This is a genomic window from Streptomyces sp. NPDC102258 (genome assembly GCF_055584685.1).
Genome location: NZ_JBVJLO010000002.1, coordinates 96028 through 117846 on the forward strand (window position 1 = coordinate 96028; position 21819 = coordinate 117846).

22 protein-coding genes are annotated in these 21819 nt (G+C 73.7%); 8 read left to right on the forward strand and 14 right to left on the reverse strand.

Annotation, left to right across the window (positions count from 1 at the left end; translation table 11 throughout):
- Position 1 precedes the first annotated feature (1 nt).
- From ACZ6ZT_RS03655 to ACZ6ZT_RS03670, 4 genes are all read right to left on the reverse strand, one after another.
- Positions 2-982 carry a cytochrome c oxidase assembly protein gene (locus ACZ6ZT_RS03655; RefSeq protein WP_469715186.1) on the reverse strand — a complete coding sequence of 327 codons (981 nt, stop codon included), beginning with the start codon at positions 980-982 and terminating at the stop codon, positions 2-4.
- Positions 983-1074: 92 nt separating this feature from the next.
- Positions 1075-2100, reverse strand: coding sequence for a 6-phosphofructokinase (locus ACZ6ZT_RS03660; protein WP_469715187.1), 1026 nt, complete (start codon positions 2098-2100; stop codon positions 1075-1077).
- Between the two features lie 190 nt (positions 2101-2290).
- A complete protein-coding gene (locus ACZ6ZT_RS03665; protein WP_469715188.1) occupies positions 2291-3019 on the reverse strand; it encodes a type 1 glutamine amidotransferase in 729 nt (242 codons plus the stop codon).
- A 30-nt stretch (positions 3020-3049) separates the two neighbouring features.
- Positions 3050-4288: a MurT ligase domain-containing protein gene (locus ACZ6ZT_RS03670; protein WP_469715190.1), complete on the reverse strand. Its 1239-nt coding sequence runs from the start codon at positions 4286-4288 to the stop codon at positions 3050-3052.
- 123 nt (positions 4289-4411) lie between these two features.
- Here ACZ6ZT_RS03670 and def point away from each other — a divergent pair, with 123 nt between their 5' ends.
- Positions 4412-4966 carry a peptide deformylase gene (def, locus tag ACZ6ZT_RS03675; protein ID WP_469715192.1) on the forward strand — a complete coding sequence of 185 codons (555 nt, stop codon included), beginning with the start codon at positions 4412-4414 and terminating at the stop codon, positions 4964-4966.
- A 60-nt stretch (positions 4967-5026) separates the two neighbouring features.
- Here def and ACZ6ZT_RS03680 read toward each other — a convergent pair whose 3' ends face one another.
- Positions 5027-5671, reverse strand: coding sequence for a TetR/AcrR family transcriptional regulator (locus ACZ6ZT_RS03680; protein WP_469715193.1), 645 nt, complete (start codon positions 5669-5671; stop codon positions 5027-5029).
- A 194-nt stretch (positions 5672-5865) separates the two neighbouring features.
- On the opposite strand from ACZ6ZT_RS03680, the gene ACZ6ZT_RS03685 reads away from it, so the two are divergent.
- A complete protein-coding gene (locus ACZ6ZT_RS03685) occupies positions 5866-7095 on the forward strand; it encodes an acyl-CoA dehydrogenase family protein (RefSeq protein ID WP_469715194.1) in 1230 nt (409 codons plus the stop codon).
- Positions 7096-7156: 61 nt separating this feature from the next.
- On the opposite strand, the gene ACZ6ZT_RS03690 is transcribed toward ACZ6ZT_RS03685, so the two are convergent.
- Together ACZ6ZT_RS03690 and ACZ6ZT_RS03695 are read right to left on the reverse strand one after the other, a co-directional pair.
- Complete coding sequence (locus ACZ6ZT_RS03690; protein ID WP_469715196.1) at positions 7157-7963, reverse strand: LppU/SCO3897 family protein; 807 nt, start codon at positions 7961-7963, stop codon at positions 7157-7159.
- A gap of 33 nt (positions 7964-7996) precedes the next feature.
- Positions 7997-8419: an SRPBCC family protein gene (locus ACZ6ZT_RS03695; protein ID WP_469715197.1), complete on the reverse strand. Its 423-nt coding sequence runs from the start codon at positions 8417-8419 to the stop codon at positions 7997-7999.
- Positions 8420-8574: 155 nt separating this feature from the next.
- Here ACZ6ZT_RS03695 and ACZ6ZT_RS03700 point away from each other — a divergent pair, with 155 nt between their 5' ends.
- Positions 8575-8760: a DUF5999 family protein gene (locus ACZ6ZT_RS03700; RefSeq protein ID WP_356877810.1), complete on the forward strand. Its 186-nt coding sequence runs from the start codon at positions 8575-8577 to the stop codon at positions 8758-8760.
- A 144-nt stretch (positions 8761-8904) separates the two neighbouring features.
- Here the strand turns inward: ACZ6ZT_RS03700 and ACZ6ZT_RS03705 are convergent, their stop codons facing one another.
- Both ACZ6ZT_RS03705 and ACZ6ZT_RS03710 read right to left on the reverse strand, forming a co-directional pair.
- Entirely contained in the window at positions 8905-10926 is a 2022-nt protein-coding gene (locus ACZ6ZT_RS03705; protein WP_469715200.1) for an ATP-binding protein, read from the reverse strand.
- A gap of 181 nt (positions 10927-11107) precedes the next feature.
- Positions 11108-12076 (reverse strand): fibronectin type III domain-containing protein, encoded by a 969-nt coding sequence (locus ACZ6ZT_RS03710; protein WP_469715201.1) that lies wholly within the window; start codon positions 12074-12076, stop codon positions 11108-11110.
- Positions 12077-12320: 244 nt separating this feature from the next.
- On the opposite strand from ACZ6ZT_RS03710, the gene ACZ6ZT_RS03715 reads away from it, so the two are divergent.
- Entirely contained in the window at positions 12321-13892 is a 1572-nt protein-coding gene (locus ACZ6ZT_RS03715; protein ID WP_469715202.1) for a hypothetical protein, read from the forward strand.
- Between the two features lie 18 nt (positions 13893-13910).
- Here ACZ6ZT_RS03715 and ACZ6ZT_RS03720 read toward each other — a convergent pair whose 3' ends face one another.
- The 3 genes from ACZ6ZT_RS03720 to ACZ6ZT_RS03730 all read right to left on the reverse strand — a co-directional run bounded on the left by ACZ6ZT_RS03720 (position 13911) and on the right by ACZ6ZT_RS03730 (position 16234).
- Positions 13911-14522 (reverse strand): cytochrome b/b6 domain-containing protein, encoded by a 612-nt coding sequence (locus ACZ6ZT_RS03720; RefSeq protein ID WP_469715204.1) that lies wholly within the window; start codon positions 14520-14522, stop codon positions 13911-13913.
- The gene (locus tag ACZ6ZT_RS03725) at positions 14506-15243 is read right to left on the reverse strand and encodes a molybdopterin-dependent oxidoreductase (RefSeq protein ID WP_469715205.1); all 738 of its coding nucleotides are present in this window, start codon (positions 15241-15243) and stop codon (positions 14506-14508) included. Before ACZ6ZT_RS03725 ends, ACZ6ZT_RS03720 begins: the two co-directional genes overlap by 17 nt.
- A gap of 64 nt (positions 15244-15307) precedes the next feature.
- The gene (locus ACZ6ZT_RS03730) at positions 15308-16234 is read right to left on the reverse strand and encodes an ion transporter (RefSeq protein WP_469715206.1); all 927 of its coding nucleotides are present in this window, start codon (positions 16232-16234) and stop codon (positions 15308-15310) included.
- Between the two features lie 159 nt (positions 16235-16393).
- On the opposite strand from ACZ6ZT_RS03730, the gene ACZ6ZT_RS03735 reads away from it, so the two are divergent.
- Positions 16394-17596, forward strand: coding sequence for a sensor histidine kinase (locus ACZ6ZT_RS03735; RefSeq protein WP_469715207.1), 1203 nt, complete (start codon positions 16394-16396; stop codon positions 17594-17596).
- Positions 17593-18261: a response regulator gene (locus tag ACZ6ZT_RS03740; protein WP_469715208.1), complete on the forward strand. Its 669-nt coding sequence runs from the start codon at positions 17593-17595 to the stop codon at positions 18259-18261. The genes ACZ6ZT_RS03735 and ACZ6ZT_RS03740 overlap by 4 nt, the downstream gene beginning before the upstream one ends.
- 93 nt (positions 18262-18354) lie before the next feature.
- Here the strand turns inward: ACZ6ZT_RS03740 and ACZ6ZT_RS03745 are convergent, their stop codons facing one another.
- Entirely contained in the window at positions 18355-18759 is a 405-nt protein-coding gene (locus ACZ6ZT_RS03745) for a DUF5997 family protein (protein WP_469715210.1), read from the reverse strand.
- A 58-nt stretch (positions 18760-18817) separates the two neighbouring features.
- Here ACZ6ZT_RS03745 and ACZ6ZT_RS03750 point away from each other — a divergent pair, with 58 nt between their 5' ends.
- A complete protein-coding gene (locus ACZ6ZT_RS03750) occupies positions 18818-19606 on the forward strand; it encodes a LysR family substrate-binding domain-containing protein (protein ID WP_469715212.1) in 789 nt (262 codons plus the stop codon).
- A gap of 153 nt (positions 19607-19759) precedes the next feature.
- The gene (locus ACZ6ZT_RS03755) at positions 19760-21160 is read left to right on the forward strand and encodes an NADP-dependent succinic semialdehyde dehydrogenase (protein ID WP_469715213.1); all 1401 of its coding nucleotides are present in this window, start codon (positions 19760-19762) and stop codon (positions 21158-21160) included.
- On the opposite strand, the gene ACZ6ZT_RS03760 is transcribed toward ACZ6ZT_RS03755, so the two are convergent.
- Positions 21126-21776, reverse strand: coding sequence for a TetR/AcrR family transcriptional regulator (locus tag ACZ6ZT_RS03760; protein ID WP_469715215.1), 651 nt, complete (start codon positions 21774-21776; stop codon positions 21126-21128). The genes ACZ6ZT_RS03755 and ACZ6ZT_RS03760 overlap by 35 nt on opposite strands.
- Between the last annotated feature and the right edge of the window lie 43 nt (positions 21777-21819).

Sequence of the window (21819 nt, forward strand, 5' to 3'; positions counted from 1 at the left end):
GCTACTGGCCGCGCCCTCGGAGCGAGGCGAGATACGAGTTGTACGCCGCCAGCTCCTGGTCACCGTTGCGGTCCTCGGCCCGGTCCGAGCGGCGCGCGGCCCGCTGCTCCGAGTGGTACCACTGGTAGACCAGCGCGATCAGCACCAGCACCGAGGGGATCTCGCTGAAGGCCCAGGCGATGCCGCCGCCCCACTGCTGGTCGAGCAGCGGCTCGACGCCGAGGGAGGCCGGCGGGTTCGCGTACGTCGAGATCATCGGCTCGCTCGCCATCATCAGCGCGATGCCGAAGAAGGCGTGGAAGGGCATGCCCGCGAACAGCTCCAGCATCCGCATCACGTAGCCGGGGCGGTGCGGGCCCGGGTCCACGCCCATGATCGGCCAGAAGAAGATCAGACCGACCGCGAGGAAGTGCACCATCATCGCGATGTGGCCCGTCCGCGACTCCATCAGGAAGTCGAACAGCGGGGTGAAGTACAGCCCGTACAGGCTCGCGATGAACATCGGGATGGTGAAGGCCGGGTGCGTGACGATCCGCATGTACCGGCTGTGCAGCAGCATCAGGAGCAGCTCGCGCGGCCCCTTGGTGCCGCGGGCCGCGGGCGGCAGCGCGCGCAGCGCCAGCGTCACCGGCGCGCCGAGCAGCAGCAGGATCGGGCTGACCATGCTGATCACCATGTGCTGGACCATGTGGACGCTGAACATGACCATGCCGTAGTCGTTCAGCTTGGTGCACATCATCAGCGCCACGCTCAGCACGCCGATCACGAAGGCGGCCGTACGGCCCGCCGGCCAGGCGTCCCCGCGCCGGCGCAGCCGCAGCGCGCCCCACCCGTAGAGGGCGAGCCCGATGAGGGAGCCGAACAGGAAGAAGGCGTCGAAGGAGAACTCCAGCCCGCGCCCGAGGGTGAACGGCGGCAGGTCCATGTTCATGTCCATCTTCATGTCCATGTCCATGTCCATGCCGTGCCCGCTGTGATCCATCTGTTCACTCCCTTGACTGTGGCGCCCCACCACAGTAGTGCCGCCCCCGCACGCGATCGCGTCCGGGGGCGGCACTCAGCAGGGGGGAAACATCACAGAACGGTCTGCGCCTCGTCGTAGCGCGCGTCCGGGACGGTCTTGAGGGTGGACGTGGCCTCGGCCAGCGGCACCATCACGATGTCCGTGCCGCGCAGCGCCGTCAGCATGCCGAACTCGCCCCGGTGCGCCGCCTCCACCGCGTGCCAGCCGAAGCGGGTCGCGAGCACCCGGTCGTACGCGGTGGGCGTGCCGCCGCGCTGGACGTGGCCCAGGATCACCGGACGGGCCTCCTTGCCGAGCCGCGCCTCCAGCTCGACGGCCAGCCGGTTGCCGATGCCGGCGAACCGTTCGTGGCCGTACATGTCCGTACCGCCCTGTTCGAAGGCCATCGAGCCCTCGGCCGGCTTGGCGCCCTCCGCGACCACGACGATCGCGAACCGCTTGCCCGCCGAGAACCGCTCGCCGACGATCGCCGTCAGCTCCTTGATGTCGAAGGGGCGCTCCGGCACGACGATCGCGTGCGCGCCGGCGGCCATGCCCGAGTGCAGCGCGATCCAGCCGGTGTGCCGGCCCATGACCTCGACGACCATCACCCGCTGGTGCGATTCGGCCGTGGTCTTCAGCCGGTCCAGGGCCTCGGTGGCCACGCCGACGGCCGTGTCGAAACCGAAGGTGACATCGGTCGAGGCGATGTCGTTGTCGATGGTCTTCGGCACGCCGACGATCGGCAGCCCGGCCTGCGCGAGCAGGTGGGCGGCCTTCAGGGTGCCCTCACCGCCGATCGGGATGATCGCGTCCAGACCCAGGTCGGCGACGTGCCCCCGGGCCCGCTCCACGCCGTCGCGCAGGTGCGCGGGCTGGACCCGGGACGAGCCGAGGATGGTGCCGCCGAGGGCCAGGATGCCGCTCACGGCGTCGAGATCGAGCTTGCGGTAGTCGCACTCCAGCAGACCCCGCCAGCCGTCGCGGAAACCGATCACCTCGTCGCCGTGGTCGACGACGGCACGGTGCACGACGGAACGGATGACGGCATTGAGGCCGGGGCAGTCGCCGCCGGAAGTGAGCACACCAATGCGCATGGCAGGAAGAACCTTTGCAACGTGGGCCGACGACCGGACCACGTCGTCCGGTTGGAACTGGAAGCCAGCCTACAAGCGGATCCCGGATGGACTGAACCATCCTCCACATGCTGGTCGCATCCGTCGTACGAACGGACGTCGGCCCGGACCCCCCAGGGGGATCCGGGCCGACGCGCCGTGCGGACGGGCCTTACGCGGGCTGCGTGGCCGCCGCGATGCGCTCGTTGCGCAGCGCCTCGTACCAGCGGTCGTCTATGGCCGGCAGCGCGTTCACGTCGAGGGCCAGCTTCAGCAGCAGGTCCGCGATCAGCGGGTTGCGGGCCATGACCGGGCCGTGCATGTACGTGCCGAAGACGGTGTCGTTGTACGCGCCCTCGGTGCCGTCCCCGGTGCCGTTGCCGCGGCCCAGCCGGGTGCGGGCGAAGGGCCGGGCCGTCGGGCCCAGGTGCGTGATGCCCTGGTGGTTCTCGAAGCCCGTCAGCGGCGGCAGGTTCAGCCGCGGGTCGATGTCGGCCAGCACGTCGCCGACGCACCGCTCGCCCTCGCCGCGCGTGGTCACGACGTCCAGCAGGCCCAGCCCCTCCTGGCGCTGGCCCATGTCGTTGACGAACTCCGTGCCGAGGATCTGGTACCCGGCGCAGACGGAGAAGACGATCGCCCCGTTCGAGACGGCGCGCTCCAGGCCGCCGTCGCGCAGCAGCCGGTCCGCGGCCAGCCGCTGCGGCCGGTCCTCACCGCCGCCGATCAGGTAGATGTCGCCCGACGTGGGGATGGGCTGGTCGCTGCGCACGTCCACGCGCTGGACGTCCAGGCCGCGCTGGCGCGCCCGGCGCTCCACCACGAGGGCGTTGCCCTGGTCTCCGTACGTGCTGAGCAGGTCCGGGTAGACCCACACCAGACGCAGGCTGTTGTCGCTCATGCTCTTGTCCTCTGCGGTTCTGACGGGGCGCTAGTTGCCGACGCGGCGGCGCACGTCCTGGAAGGCGGTGTAGTTGGCGATCAGCTCGATCTGCCCGGGCGGCGCGAGCTGCACGGCCTCGTCGAGGGTCTCGCAGACCCGGAAATCCAGACCGGCCACTTCCAGGCGGACCGCGAGGTCCAGCTTGCGGTCGCCGATCACGAAGATCGGGTGGCCGACGAGGCGCGGGTAGTCCACGTCCCACAGCCAGGAGGTGTCCGTGCCGTCGGCGCCGCGCGCGTTCACCGAGAGGATCACCGGCGTCGGCGGCGGGTCGATCAGCGAAAACGTTTCGAGCCAGCCCGCCGGGTTCTTCGCGAGCAGCAGCCGCAGCTCGCGGCCCATGAAGTTCACGACGTCGTACCGTCCGGCGACGGCCTGCACCTGGTACATGCGCTCCAGCGCGACCTGCGGGGGCACGCCGAACACGGCGGCCACGGCGGCCGAGGTGGCGGCGTTCGCCTTGTTGGCGCGGCCCGGCAGCTGGAGGTGGATCGGCCAGGCGCTGCCGTGCGGGTCGAGCACGTGGTCGCCGGAGAGCACCCAGCTGGGGGTCGGGCGGCGGAAGCCGCACTCGCCGCAGAACCAGTCGTCGCCCGGGCGCTGCATGACGCCACCGCAGGAGGGGCACGACCAGGCGTCGTCCTTCCACTCCTGCCCGGCGGCCACCCACACGACGTTCTGCGAGGAGGACGCCGACCACACGATCAGGGGGTCGTCGCAGTTCGCGACGATGACCGCCTTGGAGCCCTGGAGCCCCTCACGCCACTTCTCGGCGAGCATGCGGGTCTCCGCGGCGCGGTCCAGCTGGTCGCGGGAGAGGTTCAGCAGGGCGATCACCTTGGGGGTGACGTCCCGGGCCACCCCGGCCAGGTACTTCTCGTCGACCTCGATGACGCCGTACTTGGAGTCCGAGCCGCCGGCCAGGGCCGAGGTGATGCCCGCCGGCATGTTGGCGCCGAGGGCGTTCGAGACGACCGGCCCGCTGGCCCGCAGGGCCTCCGCGATCAGCCGGGTCGTCGTGGTCTTGCCGTTCGTCGCGGAGACGAGGACGACATCGAGATGCTGCGCCAGCGCGCCGAGAAGATCGGGGTCCAGCCTGAGTGCGACCTTGCCACCGATCACCGATCCGCTTCCGCGTCCCGCGGCCCGCGACACCGCCGCCGCGGCCTTGCCCGCCGTCACGGCCAGCTTGGCCCGCGGCGAAAGCGGCTCCGTGTTGCCTGCCATCGTCCCTTGTCCTCCTTGCGTCGGTCGGCCCCAGCCTATCCAGTACCGGCCGGGGCCTTGACCGCGGCGCCCCCGGGCGGCCGCGGATCTCCTCATATCTTCGCCCGTCGTACCCTTACGGCCATGCGACAGCGCCCCATCCCCGGTACCACCGGCCTCGTCCGCCCCATGAGCCTGCTGGGTGATCCGGTGCTCCACTCCGCCTGTGCGGAGGTGACCGCCTTCGGGCCCGAACTCGACCGCCTCATCGAGGACATGTTCGCCACCATGTACGCCGCCCAGGGCGTCGGCCTCGCCGCGAACCAGGTCGGGACCGGGCAGCGCGTCTTCGTCTACGACTGCCCCGACGACGAGGACGTCCGCCACGTGGGCCACGTCGTCAACCCCCGTCTGGTCCTCGCCGACGGCGACGAGTTCCGCGGCCCCGAGGGCTGTCTGTCGCTGCCCGGACTGGAGGCGGGCACCGTCCGCTTCGACCGGGCGGTCGTCGAAGGGGTGACCTCCGACGGGTCCCCCGTACGGATCGAGGGCACGGGCTTCTTCGCCCGCTGCCTCCAGCACGAGTGCGACCACCTCGACGGCACCGTGTACGCGGACCGGGTGACCGGGCTGCGCGCCCGTCGGCTGCGCCGGGCGATCCGCCGGGCCCCGTGGTCGTCGGCCGCGCGCTCGCGCTGAGCCGTTGGGGCCGGGTGCCGGGGCCGGATGCCCGGCCGGGTGCGGGCCGGGCGGCACCGGCTAGAAGCCCGGGCCGTCCGCGCGGTTGCCCGCGGTGGCCAGCCGGCCCCACAGCAGGTCGGTGAGCCCGGCCACCAGTTCGGCCCGGCCGCAGGGGCGTTCGCCGAGCCACCAGTCCCCGGCGGCGTGCATCATGCCGACGATGCCGTGCCCCCAGATGCGGGCGAGCCGTTCGCCGCCCGGGCCGAGGTCGACGCGTTCGCCGATGACCTCGGCGAGTTCCTCGCCGAGCCGGCGCAGCAGCGGGGCCGAGTGCAGGCCCACGTCGAAGCCGCGTTCGGGGCTCTGCGGGTCCTCGGCGGGGTGCATCAGGAACCGGTACACCTGAGGCCGGGCCTCGATGGCGGCGAGATAGGTGTCGAGGGTGGCCTCCACCCGGCGGCGCCGTTCGGCGGGCGCGTCGAGCGCGGCCCGCAGCGAGCCGAGCAGGGCGTCGGTGTGCCGGACGGCGAGGGCCTGGTAGAGCCCGGCCTTGTCGCCGAAGTGCCGGTAGAGGATCGGCTTCGTGATGCCCGCCTCGGCCGCGATGGCGTTCATGGAGGCCTTGGGGCCGTCCCTGAGCACGACGCGGTCCGCCGCCTCCAGCAGCTCCCGCCGACGGCGTTCGGCCGCTCCCGGCTCACCGGCCTGCTGTGTGGTGTGCATGACGTGTTTCTCTCCCCGCCCTGGCGATGTGCGTGACGCCCACGCAACGTAACACCCCGCACACCCTCGTGTTCGATCCGGCGGCGCTTGACAGTGCTTACCGACCGGTAACAGACTGGCGCCACTGTTGGGGTTACCGACAGTAACGCGCTGAGCGGGACCGCCGGCGACCGTGTGAGACAGCTGGAGGGGACATGGCGGAATTCACCATGGAGCTGAACGACGACCAGAAGCAGGTGCGTGACTGGATCCACGGCTTCGCCGCCGACGTGATCAGGCCCGCGGCCGCGGAATGGGACGAGCGGGAAGAGACTCCGTGGCCCGTCATCCAGGAGGCCGCCAAAGTCGGCATCTACTCCCTGGACTTCTACGCCCAGCAGTTCTTCGACCCGACCGGCCTCGGCATCCCGATGGCCATGGAGGAGCTCTTCTGGGGCGACGCGGGCATCGCCCTCTCGATCGTCGGCACCGGGCTCGCCGCCATCGGCGTCGTCGCCAACGGCACCGAGGAGCAGATCGGCACCTGGATCCCGCAGATGTACGGGACCCCGGACGACGTGAAGGTCGCCGCGTTCTGCTCCTCCGAGCCGGACGCCGGCTCCGACGTCGGCGCGATGCGCACCCGGGCGGTGTACGACCAGGCCAAGGACGAGTGGGTGCTGAACGGCACCAAGACCTGGGCGACCAACGGCGGCATCGCCAACGTCCACATCGTCGTCGCCGTGGTCGACCCCGAGCTCGGCACCAAGGGGCACGCCTCCTTCATCGTGCCGCCGCACACCCCCGGCCTGTCCCAGGGCCAGAAGTTCAAGAAGCACGGCATCCGCGCCTCGCACACCGCCGAAGTGGTCCTGGAGGACGTACGGGTACCCGGGTCCTGCCTGCTCGGCGGCAAGGAGAAGTTCGACGAGCGGCTCGCCCGGGCCCGCGAGCGGGCGGCGGCCGGCGGCGGCGAGCGCGTGAAGAACGCCGCGATGGCCACCTTCGAGGCCTCGCGGCCCGCGGTCGGCGCGATGGCCGTGGGCACCGCGCGGGCCGCGTACGAGGTCGCTCTCGACTACGCCAAGACCCGCACCCAGTTCGGCCGCCCGATCATCGACAACCAGGGCGTCGCCTTCCAGCTCGCCGACATGCGCACGCGAATCGACGCCGCCCGGCTGCTGGTGTGGCGGGCGTCCTGGATGGCGGTGGCGGGCAAGCCGTTCACCTCGGCGGAGGGCTCGATGTCCAAGCTCTTCGCGAGCGAGACGGCGAAGAAGGTGACCGCCCAGGCGGTGCAGATCCTCGGCGGCAACGGTTACACCCGGGAGTACCCGGTGGAGCGGATGCACCGGGACAGCGCGATCTACACGATCTTCGAAGGCACCAGCGAGATCCAGCGCCTCGTCATCGCCCGGACCCTCTCGGGCATGCCGATCCGCTAGCCGCGGAGAGGGGGAGGGGGCGGGGCCGGTGGCCCCGTCCCCTCTTTCCTCTGGCCGCGGGTCAGCGCAGGGGTGCGAGGCAGTTGGTCCGGGTGCCGCCCGGCCCGTACCGGAGGTCCGCGTAGTACTCCCCGTCCGCGCAGGTCGTGCCGGGCTCCAGCAGCCGCGCGACGCGGAACTCGGCCGACAGCGAGCCGCAGGGGACCACCCGCAGGTCCTGCTCGTGCCAGTCGCCCGCGTTGCGCACGCACTGACCGACGCCCAGCGTGGGCGGCTCGTCGTCGCCGACCGCCACGCCGATCACGAGGAGGGCCGTGACGGCGAGGACGAGGAGCGCCACCGGCACCAGGAAGAGCAGCGCCGCCGGACGCCGCCACAACGGCGGCCCAGGATCCAGCGGGGGCCGGAAGCCGCCCACCGGAGGGCCGAGGCGCCGGAAGGCCGCCCGCGGGCCCAGGTTGACCAGCAGCGTCACCGGGGTGATGAACAGCGACAGAGGACCCCACCAGCCCTGCCACAGGGTGTCCCCGGACATCCGCCGGTAGGTGGCGGTGCCGCAGTCGCGGCAGAACGGCCCCGGCGCGCTGAGGAAACGCATCAGCACGAGCAGGCCCTGGTGGCCCCGCACCGTGCCGGGGGCGGCGGGCACCGCCCCGCACACCCGGCAGCCCGTGACGCCCGGCGGGTACGGGTGGACGTAGGCGGCCCCCGGCTGCGGCCCGTACGGCCCGGCGTACGGGGGCGGCGCCTGCGTCGGGGCGGCGTACGGGCCCTGGGGGCCCGGCGTCGGGGCGTACGGGCCGTAGGGGCCCGGGCCGGGCGGTGGCGGGGGTGTGGCCACGGTGGTCTCCTGGTGCGCGGTGATCATCGTGCGGTGATCACGGCACCCTAGCCGGGCCGTTCAGGGCCGCAGGAGGTGGGTCAGGGCGTGGCCGAACAGCAGGCGGCCCGCACCGGCCGTCAGCGGGTCCAGGAAGCGCGGCAGGGCGGGCAGCCGGAGCTCCTCGCGCCACCGGACCTCCGCGCCACCGCCGGGGGCGGAGCGGACCTCGATCTCCGCCCAGCCCGTCACGACCCGGCCGCGCTTCTCCAGCCGGACCAGCCGCGGCGGGTCCCAGCGCACGATCTCCATGGGGTCGTCGAACGTGATCCCGCCCACGCCCGTGCGCGCCGTGAAGCGCGTGCCGAGGCCCGTCGGCGGCGGCGTGTCGATGATCGTCCGGGTCAGCGGGACCGGTGCGCCGTGCCGTTCCCAGTCCGTCACCCGCCGCCAGGCCTCGGCGGGCGGCAGGGGAGTGCGGCGAATGATCCGGATGAGCGGCATGAGCGCATGGTAAGCGGGCATACACACCCTGAACTGGACCTCGATTATGGGTTCCGTCGGGGGGTGGCGATCAGTAATACTCACCGCCACCGTGGATCGCGGATTCGACCGGGTGACCACCGGCCCTCCCGCCCCACATCGCGAGGAGGTGCGCCATGTGCTCCCACCAGCCCCCCTGCCCGCCTGCCGACAGCGCCGATCACGACGCTGCCCGCACCGTGGCCTCCCACCCCGAACAGGGATGGAGCCTGCTCTGCAACGGCGTGGTGGTGTTCGACGACACCGGTGAACTGCTCCCCGAAGGCCGGACGGTGGAACCCCGTCGGCCGGCCCTGGTCTGAGCCGAGGAGGCAGCATGCGCCAGCAGCTGATCCGCAAGCCCGTCCCCAAGCCCGCCCCCCGAGACCTGGACCTCCGTACACCGTCGGGCAGACCCCTCCCGTACTGACGGGAGCCCCGGAATTACGGCGTCCGCCGGCCGCGCCTCAGCCGGTGGGCGCCGCAGCACCGCTCAGGAACGCCCTTTCGTACGCCGCGTCGCCGATCGCCGCCCGTGCCTGCCGCTCGCCCTGGTCGCGCAGGGCCGTCAGCGAGGGCGACCCGCCCATCTGCGGCCGCCCGACGGTGCGCCACCACGCGTGCCCGGTGCCGAGCAGCCGCGCGGCCAGTTCCCCGTCGCCCAGGCCCGCCACCGCCGCCGCGAGCACGTCCAGGCCGAGTGCGATGCCGAAGCGGTCGCCCAGCAACCGCTTCCCGGAGAGCATGGCCCGTACGTGCCGGGCCGCCTCCCCGTGCTGCCCGAGCCCCAGCGCCGCGACGGCGAGGACGTAGTCCGCGTACGCCCGCAGCCAGCGCTCGCCCAGTTCCACGCAGGACGCCCGCAGCTCCCGGGCCTCCTCGGCGGCCTCCTCGAAGCGCCCCAGGTCGCACAGGGCGTATCCGGTGGCCAGCCGGCACATCAGCCAGCCCGCCCCGGTGGCCCGCCCGCCGTGGCCCGCCCGCGCCCGGGGCCCCGCCAGCGCGAGCGCCGTCCGGGGGTCGCCCGGCATCAGGACCGACACCGCCCGCAGGTAGGCGGCGCGCAGCTCCGGCTCCGGGTCGGCGAGCACGGCCGCCACCCGGGTGCACCGGGCGCCGGTCTCCCGAGCCCGTTCCATGTCCCCCTGGAGCAGCATCGTCAGCCCGACGGCCCACAGCGCCTGGGCCTGCGCGGCGCCCCCGGGCGGGGCCTGCTCCAGGGCCCGTTCGAGGAAACCCCGGCCCTCGTGGACGTGGCCGCAGGCGAACCAGAAGAACCACAGGGCGCCGGCCATCTCCAGGGCCGCGGCGGGCTCGGCGGCGAGCAGGTGCTCCAGCGCGGTGCGCACCTGGGCGTGCTCGGCGGTCATCCTGCGGTACCAGTCCACCTGGCCGGGCCCCATCCACCCCTGTTCGGCGGCCCGGCACAGCGCCGCGTACCAGTGCGCGTGCCGGTCGGCGACGGTGCGCACCTCGGCGAGCTCCGCGAGCCAGTCGTGGCCGAACTCGCGGATGGTGTCGAGCATCACGTAGCGGGCGCCCGCTCCCCGCTCCTCGGAACGCCGTACGACGGACTTGCCGACCAGGCCTTCCAGCACGCGTTCCACCCGGGCCGGGGCCAGCGGCCCGCCGGAGCACACCGCCCGGGCGGCGGCCACGTCGAAGTCGCCGGTGAACACCGACAGCCGGGCCCACAGCAGGCGTTCCACCGGTTCGCACAGCTCGTGGCTCCAGCCGATCGCGGTCCGCATCGTCCGGTGCCGGGGCGGCCGGGCGGCCCGGCCGTGGGCGAGGACCTCGAAGCGGGTGCCGAGCCGCTGCGCCAGCTGCTCCAGCGTCCACAACCGCAGCCGGGCGCCCGCCAGTTCGAGGGCGAGCGGGATGCCGTCCAGGCGGCGGCACACCTCGGTGGCGAGGTGGACCCGCCCCGGGTCGGTGAAGACCGCGACGGCCTCGGGGGCGGCGGCCAGGGCGCGGGCCCGGAAGAGGGCCAGGGCGTCGCTGTCGGGGCCCTCCGAGGGCAGCGGGAGCACCTCCAGCACGCATTCGCCGGGGGATCCGAGCCGCTCCCGGGAGGTGGTGAGCACGGTCAGCCCGGGCGCCGACTGGAGGAGTTCCGCCGCGAGGTGGCGGACCGCGGAGACGAGGTGCTCGCAGGTGTCGAGGACGAGGAGGAGCTGCTTGTCGGCCATCCAGGCGCACAGCTCCTCGTCGAGGGCGTGCGCGGAGTGGTCGGCGAGACCGATGGCGTGGGCCACGGTCGCGGTGAGCAGCCGGGGGTCGCGCAGCGGCGAGAGGTGGACCCACCAGACGCCGTCGGCCCGGGCCGCCGCGCGGGCGACGGCGCGGCGGGCGAGGCGGGACTTGCCCACACCGCCCACCCCGGTCAGGGTGATCAGTCTTCGGTCGTCCAACAGGGCGTCCAGCCGGTCGAGTTCCCGCTCCCGGCCGACGAAGCTCGCCGCTTCCGGCGGCAGGTTTCCCGGCACGGCGCCAGAGTCTGGCGCAGGGCCGCGGCCTGCGGAGGATGCCTGATTGTCGTTGACCGAGTACTCACCGAACACGGTTGTATTCTGCGCGATCTTCTTTCGCGGCAGTGCCGGAAGCGTCGGATCGGCACCCGATCGCGGTCCGGTCCCGCCCGCCCCGGCCCGCCCGGGGCGGATTCCTTCAGCCGGCGAGCGTGATCCGGCGCTCCTCGCAGAAGGCCCCCCAGTTGCCGTCGGGCAGCCGGGCGCGGAGTTTCAGGGTCCACACGGTCCCGGCCGGCTCGGCCGTGGCGAGCCGGTAGGAGGCCCGGCCGGCGGGGACGGCTCCGGCCCCGAACTGGATGACGGTGACGGGCCGGTCGTTGACGTAGAGCTGGTATTCGCCGACCGGGTGCCCGGTGTCCGGCGGGGTCCAGGCGAGGTCGACCGTGCCGGGGGAGGCCGTCGCGGTGAACGCGCCGGGCGCCGTGCCGGGGCCCTGGGCGGCGTCCGCCGGGGTGGTCACGGCGACGGCCGGCCCGTCGGGCGAGGAGTTGTCGGCGCCGTCGCGGGCCCGGACGGTGAAGGAGTAGGCGGTGCCCGGCTGGAGGCCGGTCAGGGCGGTGCCGTGCTCGCCGGGGCCGGTGGTGTGGATGCGGACGCCGCCCTGGTAGACGTCGTACGCCGTCACCCCCGCGTCGTCCGTCGCGGCCTCCCACTCCAGCCGGACGGTACGGGGGCCCTCCGCGCGGCCGGTGGTGGCGGGCGGCGCCGTCGGGGCCTGGTGGTCCTCGGCCCTGGCCGCCGGGGTGGCGACCCGGACGGGCGCGCTCGGCGCGGAGCGGTTCCCGGCGGCGTCCCGGGCGCGGACCGTGAAGTCGTAGGCGGTCAGCGCGCTGAGCCCGGTGACGTCCACCATCGTCTTGTCGGCCGGGAGTTCGCGGACCAGCCGCCCGGCCTGGAACACCTGGTAACCGGTGACCCCGTCGGCGGGATCGGCGGAGTGCCACATGACGTGGGCCGAAGTGGCGCTGGCCGCTTGGGCGGTGAGACCGCCGGGCGGGTGCGGGGGCCGGGTGTCGCCCTCGTCGCAGCCCGCGGTCAGCGCGCCGAGGGCCAGGCACAGGGCGAGGGCCGCGGTGAGGGGGCGCGGGGGAGCGGTGCGTCGCACGGGGTGCCTTCCTGCGCTTCCTGGCCGGGAACTGCCGTTAAAGGTCTAGACATATATGGCACGTTCAGCGCCGACCGGGCAAGGCCCCTGCGGACGTTGGTCCCCGGCTTGTTGCGCGTTCGTGAAGCACGCGGCCCGTCCATGGACTCCTCGGGCGGCGCGGCCTAGCGTCTGGCAGCGGCGTGCGCGATGCCGGACACGTGGTCGACAGGCCCGAAGGACAACAGGACAGGAGGACGCCCGGATGTTCCGGAGAACGCTGGACTGCGCCGTGGCCCCCGCCCTCGCCGCACTGACGGTGCTGTACGGGCTGGCCCCGGCGGCCCACGCCGAGGCGATCCCCCAGGCCCCCGGCCACCGCCTGGTCAGCCACTACGACGGCGCTCCGGCCGTCGCCGCCCCGCTGCCCGGCGTGGCTCCGCCGCAGCACCCCCACCTCGCGCCCAACGGCCGCAGCGGCATGCACTCCGACGCGGCCGGCAGCGCCACCTCGCCGTGGTCCGGCCCGCTCGGCCGAAGCCCCCGGGTCACCAGCGAGAAGATCGCCGCCCTCGGCGGGGAGTGCGCCACCGCCACCTTCGACGCGGGCGGGCGGCTGGTCACCGTCTGCGGCACCTTCTCCGGCTTCAAGGTCAAGCTCCTGGAGCCCCGTACGCTCGCCGCGCTCGCGGAGTACCCGCTCCCGCAGCGTTCCTCGACGGTCGAGGCGATCACCTCGCTCGACTTCACGAAGATCTTCAAGGACACCTCGGGCGGCGCGTACTTCTACCTCGACGACCAGGACCGCGCCGTGCTGGCCGACTCCCGCCAGCACGTCCTGCGCCTCGCCCACGCCCAGCGCCCCGACGGCAGCTGGACGTTCACCGTCGAGGACGACTGGGACCTCACCGGCCAGGTCCCGCACGACTGCGTCGGCTGGACCAACCTCCGGCCCAGCGGCACCTGCGACCCCGTCACCTCCGTCATGCCCGACTGGGACGGCCGCATCTGGTGGGTCACCCGCCAGGGCCGCGTCGGCACCGTCGATCCCGGCACGGGGACGGTCCGCTCGGTTCGCCTCGCCGGCGAGGAGATCCAGAACTCCTTCTCGGTCGCCGAGGACGGGGTCTCCATCGTCACCGACCACGCGCTCTACAGCTTCCGCGCCACCGCCGACGGCACCCCCGAGACCCAGTGGCGCCAGACGTACGACCGCGGGACCGGCACCAAGCCCGGCTCCGTGAACCAGGGCTCGGGCACCACCCCGGACCTCTTCGGCCACGGCTACGTCGCCATCACCGACAACGCCGACGACCGGATGCACGTCCTGGTCTACAAGCGGGGCACCGACGTCCCCGACGGCCGGCGGCTGGTCTGCGCGGTGCCCGTCTTCGGCTCCGGCGCCTCGACCACCGACAACTCCCTGATCACCTGGGGCGACAGCATCGTCGTCGAGAACAACTTCGGCTACGAGAACCCCACCTCGCTGCTGCTCGGCACGTCCGTCCCCGGCGGCGTCAGCCGCATCGACGTGCGCCCCGACGGCAGTGGCTGCGACACGGTCTGGCAGAGCGCCGTCCGCTCGCCCTCCGTCGTCCCCAAGCTCTCCACCGGCAACGGGCTGCTCTACTTCTACGAGAAGGAACCCAACGCCTGGGGCATCGACGCCTGGTACCTCACCGCGGTGGACTTCCGCACCGGTGAGCGCCGCTGGCGGCAGCTGACCGGCACCGGCCCGCTGTACGACAACAACTGGGCGCCGATCACCCTCGGCCCCGACGGCACCGCCTACGTCGGCGTGTTCAACGGCATCGTCGCCGTCCGCGACGGCGGCTGACCGGGCCCGGCCCGGGGCTCAGTCCCCGGGCCGCCACAGCGGGTGCTCCCGCTCGGCCCACCACCGGCCCACGAAGCCGGTGCGCATGCCCCGCCGGGCCTCCGGATCGCCCAGGGCCTTGCCGATGTGCCCGGCGAGTACGAGGGCCAGTGCCAGGGCCAGCCAGTCGTGCACGAAGGTGGCCCCGGTCCGCCACACCAGCGGCGCGAGCCCCGTGAACCACATCAGCAGCCCGGTGCCCAGCATCACCAGTACCGCACCGGCCAGCCACGCCGCGTAGACCTTCTGGCCCGCGTTGAACTTCCCGGCCGGCCGCGGCCCCCGGCGGCGCAGCACCGCGCGCAGCCAGACCCGGTCGTGCGGCCCGAACCGGTTCAGCACCCGCAGGTCGGCGCGGAAGGCGCGGGAGAGCAGCCCCAGCAGAAACGGCACCAGGAGCAGCAGGCCCGACCAGGTGTGGACGGTGACCACCAGGTGCCGGCGCCCGACGAGCTCGGCGAGCGGCGGCAGGTACAGAGTGGCGGCCGAGCCGGCGCACACCCCGGCGAGGACCGCGGTCGTACGGTGCACCCAGCGCTCGGCGGCACTGAAGCGGCGCACGCGGGGCGGGAGATCAGACCGTGGGGGCATCGTCACGTCCGTTCGAGCGGCCGACCCAGGCGTCGACGTCGTAGCCGAGCCGCTCCCAGTAGCCCGGCTCCACCCCGTCGGTGACGGTGATGCCGGACAGCCACTTGGCCGACTTGTAGAAGTACATCGGCGCGACGTACAGCCGGGCCGGCCCGCCGTGGTCGTGCCCCAGCGGGGCGTCCCGCATGCGCAGCGCCACCAGCACGTCGTCGCGGCGGACCTGGGGCAGCGTCAGGCTCTCGGTGTAGGTGCCGTCGAAGCAGCTGAAGCGGATCGCCCGGGCTTCAGGACGCACCCCGGCCGCGTCCAGCAGCCGGGCCACCGGCACCCCCTCGAAGGGCGTGCCGGGCACCCGCCAGCCGGTGACGCACTGCACGTCGCGCACCACCCGGGTCTGCGGGAGCCGCCGCAGGGCGTCGAGGTCGTACGTCGCCGGCCGGTCCACCAGGCCGTCGACGGTGAGCCGGTAGTCGGCCGGACCGCGCCGGGGGACGGAGGCGGCGACCGAGTAGTAGCGGAACCCGCCGCCGTTCGGCAGCAGCCCCGTCAGCCCGGTCGGATCCTTGCCGGCGGCCGCGCCGAGGCCGCTCTCCACGGCCCGGCGCAGCACGGGCGCGGCCACCAGCGCGGCCGCGCCGAGCCCGACCGTACCCAGGACCAGCCGCCGGCCGACCGGGGCGCCGTGCCCGTCGGGGTCCTCCGTACGCGTGTCTGTGCTCACCCGCCGATTCGACCACCCGCCGCCACCCCGGCGCCAGGGCGGACGGCCGTCCGTCAGACTTCCGTCACATCCCCCGGGGTGCGGTCCGCCCGGCGTTTTCGAGCTGCCGCTCCGCCGTACCGGCGGCGCCGGAGGGGACGTGGGCGAGGCTCGCCTCCAGGTCGGCCAGGGCGAGCCGGGCGGCGACGATCCGCTCCCGGACCTCGTCGGCCGGGTCGGTGCCCCGCCCGGCGCGCTCCCGGGCCCGCGCCTGCGCCTCCTCCATCTCCCGCGCCTCGTCCAGGGAGTTGAGCACCACCCCGATCAGGACGTTGACCAGCACGAAGGAGGCGAGCAGCGCGTACGAGGCGTAGTAGACGATGCTGAACCGGGAGATCTGCAGCCCCGCCCGGACGGCATCGGTCAGGCCGTCCAGGGTGGTGAGCAGGAACAGGGTGAGCGCCGCCCGGCCGATCGACCCGTAGTGCTGCGGGTCGGAGTGCGCGAAGCAGACCCAGCCGACCATCGCGTACACGTACACCACCAGCGCGCCCACGAACAGGAAGCTGGCGGTGCCCGGCAGGCTGCGCCCCACCGCGATCAGCAGGATCCGCAGGTGCGGCAGGAAACGGGCGGTGCGCAGGACGCGCGCGAGGCGCAGCAGCCGCAGCACGGTGGTGTTCTCGCGCAGGAACGGCACGAAGGCCGAGGCGACGATCAACAGGTCGAAGACGTTCCACGGATCCCTGAAGAATGCTTTCGGCCGGTCGGCGTGCGCTCCGAGACGCAGCAGCATCTCCAGCGTGAACAGGGTCAGGCAGCCCTGCTCGGCCAGTTGCAGGACCTGCCGGTGCGCGGCGGCCAGCCCGCTGTACGTCTCCGCGCCCATCAGCCCCGCGTTGAGGAGGATCACGACGAAGACCGCCATCCCGAACGAGGGGTCCTCGCTGATGTGCCGGCAGTGGGCGGCCAGTCTCCGGCGGCCCGGTCCTGCTGGTGTGGGGTCGGTCATCTCGCTCCTCGTCCTCGTGCGTGGCGCTCGTTCCGCCCTTCTAACGCCCCACGGCCGAACGGGTTTCAGCACGGCCCCGCCCGGTACGCCGACATCCGCCCCGGGGTGTACGCCCGGCGGCCGACGCCCACGGGCCGGGGTGCGTTCTAGGGTCGGGGCATGAACACGACAGCGCTGCCCGCACCCCTCGCCACCAGCCGAAAAGGGGCCTCGGCCTTCCTCGACTGGGGCGGAGGCGTCCTCTACGTCTTCGTCGCCCTGCTGCTGGTGGGCGGGATCTCCCGCGCCACCGGGTCGCTGCTCGCGGCCGTCCTGACGCTCGGGCTCGGCCTGCTCACGGGGCTGCTGCGGCGCCGGCCCGCCGCGGCGCTGGCCCTCACCCTGACGGTCGTCACGGTGCTGGCCTTCTCGGTCAAGGGGAGCTCACTGGTGCCGGACCGCTACCTGGCCTTCGTACCGGTCGCCATCGTCTTCGGGGTCGTCGTCGCCACCCGCCCGCGCCGCCACGCGGTGATCGCCGCCGTCGCCGTGGGCCTGGTGGAGGTGCCGGTGGTCGCCGCGATGGCGAACGGACCCGACGCCATGACGAGCAGCCTGCTCGTCACGGTCCTCGGGACCGCCGCCGCCGGCCTGGCCGGACTGCTGCTGAGCCAGCGCCGCGAGCACGCCGCCGAGCTGCGCGAGTCGGAGGTGGCCGAAGCCCTGACCGCGGAACGCCTGCGCATCGCGCGGGAGCTGCACGACATGGTCGCCCACAGCATCGGCGTGATCGCCATCCAGGCGGGCGCCGGCAGCCGGGTGATCGGGACCCGGCCCGACGACGCGCGGAAGGCGCTGGCGGCCATCGAGACCACCAGCCGGGAGACCCTGGCGGGCCTGCGCCGCACGCTGACCGGCCTGCGGCGGGCCCAGCCGGACGGGGAGGGCGGCCACGTCCCGACGGGTCCCGCGCCCGGCCTGGCCGCACTCGACGCCCTGGCGGCCTCGCTGGCGGACGCCGGGGTACGGGTCGACGTACACAGGACGGGGGCGGAGCGGCGCCTTCCGCCGGACATCGACCTGTCGGTGTACCGCATCGTGCAGGAGGCCCTCACGAACGTGGTCCGGCACGCGGGCCCCGCCGCCCACGCCCGGGTGGGCCTCGACTTCTCGGCGGACGGGCTGCGGGTGGAGGTCGTCGACGACGGCCGGGGGGCGTCCGCCCCGGCCGGCCGGGGCGGCTTCGGGATCACCGGCATGTACGAGCGGGTCGCCCTCCTCCACGGCAGCCTCAGCGCCGGACCCCGGCCCGAGGGCGGATTCCGGGTGGCGGCGGAACTGCCGCTGCCGGCCGCCGGTGACGGAGCGGGGGCCGGCCGGTGAGCCGGATACGCGTCCTGCTCGTGGACGACCAGCCGCTCGTACGCTCCGGCCTGGGCATGCTCATGGCCGACACGGATGACCTGGAGGTGGTGGCCGAGGCGGGCAACGGCGCGGACGCCGTCCGGCTCGCCGCCGAGCACCGCCCCGACGTGGTGGTGATGGACGTACGCATGCCCGGCATGGACGGCATCGAGGCCACCCGCCGGATCGCGGCGGAGCCGGACGCGCCCAGGGTCCTGGTCCTGACCACCTTCGACGAGGACGAGCACGTCTACGGGGCGCTGCGCGCGGGCGCGAGCGGGTTCGCGGTGAAGGACATGGCCCTGGACGACATCCTCGCGGCGGTCCGGGTGGTGGCCGCCGGGGACGCGCTGATCGCCCCCGGTGTCACGCGTCGCCTGATCGCCGACTTCACGCGCGGCCCCGGCGCGAGGGCGCCGCGCAGGGGCGAACAGCCGCTCGCCGGGGTCACGGACCGGGAACGGGAGGTGTTCACCCTGGTCGGGCGGGGCCGGTCGAACAGCGAGATCGCCGCGGAGCTGTTCATCTCGGAGGCCACCGCCAAGACGCACGTGGCCCGGCTGTTCACCAAGCTGGGCGCCCGGGACCGGGTGCACCTCGTGATCATGGCCTACGAGGCGGGGCTGGTCACCCTGCCCGGCTGACGGCCCGCGCCGGGGCGGCGGCCGCCGCCGGAGCGGCCGGCCTCCGCGCGTCCCCTCGGGTGACGCGCCGCGGACCGGCGGGCCGGCGGGGGACTAGCGGGGGTCGCCGGACTGCTTCTCGGACTTCTGCGCGTTCTTCTCCTTGATGCGCACGGCCTCCTTGCGGACGTCGGCCTGGGTGGCGCGCTCCTTCTGCAGCCACTCCGGGTTGTCCTGCTTGATGGCCTCGATCTGGTCCGTGGTGAGGGCCTCGGTGACCCCGCCGCGGGCGAGACCGGCGATGGACACGCCGAGCTTGGCCGCGACGACGGGCCGCGGGTGCGGGCCGTTGCGGCGCAGCTCCACGAGCCAGGCGGGCGGCTCGGTCTGGAGTGCGTTCAGCTCGGAGCGCGAAACCACACCCTCCTGGAACTCTGCGGGGGTGGCTTCGAGGTACACACCCAGCTTCTTCGCCGCGGTGGCGGGCTTCATCGTCTGGGTGCTCTGGTGCGACGTCATGGGGTCAAGGGTATCGAGCGTGTGCGCTACCTCCGACCACGACCGGTAACCTGGCGGAGTGACAGGCTCGGATGTACCCCCTTCGTTCCGGCTCGCCTATGTCCCGGGAGTGACGCCCACGAAGTGGGTGCGGATCTGGAACGAGCGGCTGCCCGACGTCCCGCTGACCCTCGTGGGCGTGAGCGCCGCCGAGGCGTACGGGACGCTGCGCGCCCGTGACGCGGACGCCGGGTTCGTCCGGCTGCCCGTGGACCGTACGGACCTCAGCGCGATCCCGCTGTACACCGAGACCACCGTGGTGGTCATCCCGAAGGACCACCTCGTGGCCGCCGTGGAAGAGGTGTCCACCGAGGACCTGGCCGACGAGATCGTGCTGCACCCCCTCGACGACGTGCTCGGCTGGGACACCCCGCCGGGCCGCCCCGCCTTCGAGCGTCCCGCGACCACGGCGGACGCGATCGAGCTGGTGGCGGCGGGCATCGGCGTCCTCCTCGTCCCGCAGTCGCTGGCCCGGCTGCACCACCGCAAGGACCTCACGTACCGGACGGTGACGGACGCCCCCGCCTCGCGCATCGCGCTGTGCTGGCCCGAGGAGCGGACCACCGACCTGGTGGAGGAGTTCATCGGCATCGTCCGGGGCCGGACGGTGAACAGCACCCGAGGCCGTCCCCCGACGCCGCCCCAGCCCAAGCAGCGCAAGGCCGCCACGGGCAAGCCGGGCGCCGCGAAGACCGGGGCCGGGAAGTCGGGTGCCAAGAGCGGCGGCAAGACGACGGGCAAGCCCGCCCGCGGCGGCTCGGCCGCCCCGAAGCCCGCCAAACGCGGCAAGCCCCGCCGCGGCCGGTAGCCGCCGGGCGCGTGGCCGCCGCGGCCTGTCCCGACCGGCCGCGGGTGCGCGACGGGTGCCCGTACGAGGGCCGGCGGCCCGTTCCACGTCTTGCGCGGCGGCGGGGGCGGGGGCAGGGTCGGTGGGGCGGACACCTCGCAGGAAGGCCGGACCATGCCCATCGCCACCGTGAACCCCACGACAGGCCAGACGCTGCGCACCTTCGACGAGCTCGGCGCCGACGGCATCGAGCGCGCCCTCGCGGAGGCGGCGCGGACCGCGGCCACCTACCGGCGCACCACCTTCGCCGAACGCTCCGCACTCCTCACCCGCGCGGCCGCCGTCCTGGAGGCCGACGCGGAGGAGATCGCCCGCACGATGACCACCGAGATGGGCAAGCCCCTGGCGGCGGCCCGCGCCGAGGCCGCGAAATGCGTGAAGGCGATGCGCTGGTACGCCGCCCACGCCGAGTCCCTCCTCGCCGACGAGCGCCCGGCCGAGGACGACGTACGCGACTCGGGCGCCTCCCGCGTCCGGGTCCACTACCGCCCGCTCGGGGTCGTGCTCGCCGTGATGCCGTGGAACTTCCCGCTCTGGCAGGTCATCCGCTTCGCCGCGCCCGCCCTCATGGCCGGCAACGTGGGCCTGCTCAAGCACGCCTCGAACGTCCCCGGGACCGCCCTCTACCTCGGGGACCTCTTCCACCGCGCCGGGTTCCCGCGCGGCTGCTTCCAGACCCTGCTGATCGGCTCGCGCGCCGTCGAGGCCGTCCTGCGCGACCCGAGGGTGGCGGCGGCCACCCTGACCGGCAGCGAGCCCGCCGGGCGCGCGGTCGCCTCCGTCGCCGGAGACGAGGTCAAGAAGACGGTCCTGGAGCTGGGCGGCAGCGACCCGTACGTGGTGATGCCGTCGGCGGACATCGCCCGCGCGGCCCGCACCGCCGTGACCGCCCGGGTGCAGAACAACGGCCAGTCCTGCATCGCCGCCAAACGGTTCATCGTCCACACCGACGTCTACGACGAGTTCGCCCGGCTCTTCACGGCCGGGATGGACGCCCTCACCGTCGGCGACCCGATGCTCGAAGCCACCGAGGTCGGCCCGCTGGCCACCGAGTCGGGCCGCGACGACGTGGAGGGACTCGTCCAGGACGCGGTGGGCAAGGGCGCCACCGTGCTGTGCGGGGGCGGGCGCCCGGCGGACCACCCGGGCGGCTGGTTCTACGCGCCCACGGTCCTGGCCGACATCACCCCGGACATGCGCATCGACCAGGAGGAGACCTTCGGCCCCGTCGCCACCCTCTACCGGGCCGCGGACCTGGCCGAAGCCGTCGAACGGGCCAACCACACCCCCTTCGGCCTCAGCTCCAACGTCTGGACCCGCGACGACGCCGAGGTCGAACACTTCGTGCGCGACCTGGAGGCCGGCGGGATCTTCTTCAACGGCATGACCGCCTCCCACCCCGCGCTGCCCTTCGGCGGGGTCAAGCGCTCGGGGTACGGGCGGGAGCTGTCCGGGCACGGCATCCGGGAGTTCTGCAACGTCACCACGGTGTGGCAGGCAGCCGATCCGGGCTGAGCGGCCGCGGGCCGGCCCCGGCCGCCGGCTCCACCAGGGCGACGACGTGCTCGGTGACCAGGTCCAGGACGCCGGCCGCGGCCCCGGCGTCGCCGAGGACGAGGGCGTTCAGGGTCAGCCCGTCGGTCATGGCCGCCAGGTAGCGGGCCAGCACCGCAACCGGCACCCGCGGGTCGAGGTCCCTCTCCCGCAGCAGCTGGGCCAGCAGCTCCGCGTGCGTCTCGCAGTACAGCTCGTACTGGCGGCGGGCCAGGTGCTCGAAGCCGGGCTGACGCAGGGCGTACTGGGTGAGCTCGTACGTCAGCATGTGCTCGCCGGGCCGCGCGCGGACGTGGTCCCAGTACGCCTGGAAGCCCGCCCGGACGCTCTCGCGCACGGTGGCCCGCGGCCGGATGGCCTCCTTGACCACGGCGACGTAGTGGGCGGTGATCGCGTCGATGACCGAGGCCAGCAGCGCCTGCTTGGACTCGAAGCAGTAGTGGAACACGCTCAGGGACACGCCCGCCTCGGCGGCGATCGAGCGGGTCGTGGTCCGGGCGACGCCGTCGCGGGTCATCGCGCGGATCGCCGCCTCGGTCAGCTGCCGGCGCCGCTCGGCCGAGGGCATCCTGGCCATGGTGGGTCCTTCCGGTACGTACGGGGCCGGCCGGACCGGCCGG